General features: G+C 67.5%; 1 protein-coding gene and 1 pseudogene. Both read right to left on the bottom strand.

Annotation, left to right across the window (positions count from 1 at the left end; translation table 11 throughout):
• Window positions 1-99: 99 nt before the first annotated feature.
• Window positions 100-882 (bottom strand): polyphosphate kinase 2, encoded by a 783-nt coding sequence (gene ppk2 / locus DBR20_RS19835; RefSeq protein ID WP_108267902.1) that lies wholly within the window; start codon window positions 880-882, stop codon window positions 100-102.
• 46 nt (window positions 883-928) lie between these two features.
• Window positions 929-1,856, bottom strand: a pseudogene (locus tag DBR20_RS19840) (UDP-N-acetylglucosamine-peptide N-acetylglucosaminyltransferase); the annotation flags it as partial.

Genomic DNA, 1,856 nt, shown 5'->3' on the forward strand with positions numbered 1-1,856 from the left:
ACACCGCCCCGCCATCCCACGGAATGCCGCTTCGGCCGTTGCTTCGGCTGTTGCCGTTGCCTGTAGCAGGTGCAGGGCCGCAGGCCCTGCCGACCAACCCTACTCTTCGACCGGGAAACTCTCGATCGGCTTCAGTACATCGTAGTGCTCGCGATGCAGCTTGCCCTTCAGCTTCGGCAGTTCCGGCAGCGGTGCATCCACCCGCGTGTCCGGCAACCGGTCCAGCAGGTTGCGGGCCAGGGTCAGGCGGCCCAGCCGCTGGTCGTTGAAATCCACCAGCGTCCACGGCGCACCGTCGCGATGGGTGGCGCGCAGCATCGCCTCGCGCGCTTCGGTATACGCGCTGTACTTGCTGCGTGACTTCAGATCCACCGGCGACAGCTTCCAGCCTTTCAGTGGATCGACATGGCGTTCGGCAAAGCGCTTTTCCTGCTGCTCCTGGTCCACGCACAGCCAGTACTTGAACAGCAGGATGCCGTCATCCACCAGCAGCTGTTCGAACACCGGTGCCTGGCGCAGGAACTGCTGGTATTCGGTCTCGCTGCAATACCCCATCACCCGCTCAACGCCGGCGCGGTTGTACCAGCTGCGGTCCATCAGCACGATCTCGCCGGCGGCCGGAAGATGCGAGGCGTAGCGCTGGAAGTACCACTGCGTGGCTTCGCGGTCGGTGGGTTTGGGCAGCGCCACCACCCTGCATTGGCGTGGGTTGAGGTGCTCGCTGATGGTCTGGATCGCGCCACCCTTGCCGGCGGTATCGCGTCCTTCGAACAGTACCAGCAGGCGTTGTCCGCTGTGCTGCACCCAGCGCGCCATCGCCGCCAGTTCCAGCTGCAGCGGCTGCAGCAGTTCGTCGTATTCCTTGCGCTTGAGCTTGGCCATCGTCATACCACGCGGGAAGGAAGCCCGAGCGTAGCGCAGGGCGATGTCAGCGCGTGTCGAGGCCCTGCCAGCCCTGTTCGCGGGCCAGCTGCTGCAGCAGTGCGGACAGATCGCGCGCGAAAGCTGCCATGTCGAACAGGCCGCTGCGCTCGCGTGCCTGCGCCAGTTCGGCGCGCACTGCGGCCAAGGCGGCCGGATCGTTGCCGAGTGCGCAGGCGGTGGAGACGAACGTCGCGTCGTCGGCGACGTTCATGTGGTCCAGGCCCAGCTGATGGTTGAGGCTGCCGGCCACGCGCGCGGCGAAGGTAGCGCCGGGGCAGGTCAGAACCGGACAGCCGGCCCACAGTGCATCCGATGCGGTGGTATGCGCGTTGTACGGGTTCGTATCCAGGAACAGGTCGGCCAGCTGATAGCGGGCCAGATACTGCGGATGCGGCAGTTTGGCCATGAACACCAGGCGCGCCGGGTCGAGTCCTGCTGCCTGTGCGGCGGCACGCAGCCGCGCATCGGCCTGGCCGGGGCCGGACAGCAGCCACAGCACGCTGCCGGGTACTGCCTGCAGCACCGCGAATGCGCGGCCCATGCTGCGCGGGTTGAGCTTGTAACTGTTGTTGAAGCAGCAGAACACGGTGCCCTGCGCGGGCAGCCCACACGCCGCGCGCTCCGGTGCCGGCTCCAGCACGCGGGTGTTGTCCGAAGGCTGGAACGCGCGCGGCAGCCGCAGTACACGTTCGCTGTAGTGCGCTTCCAGCGAGGGCGGCAGCGCGAAGTCGTCAGCGATCACGGCATCCAGCCACGGTGCACCGGAGGTGCCGGGGTAGGCCAGCCAGTTGAGCTGCAGCGGGGCAGGGCGCATCGCCAGTACTTCCGGTGTGCCGCCGCCGCCCCAGCCGCGCAGGTCGAACAGCAGGTCGATGCCCTGTGCACGGATGCGCGCGGCCGTATCGGCATGGCGCAACCCCGCCGCGTCATGC

The organism is Stenotrophomonas sp. HMWF023 (assembly GCF_003060985.1).
GTDB lineage: Bacteria > Pseudomonadota > Gammaproteobacteria > Xanthomonadales > Xanthomonadaceae > Stenotrophomonas > Stenotrophomonas lactitubi.

Bases quoted from the DNA above. Each gene is read 5' to 3' on its own strand.
- ppk2 (WP_108267902.1), bottom strand. From the start codon at position 882: ATGGCCAAGCTCAAGCGCAAGGAATACGACGAACTGCTGCAGCCGCTG.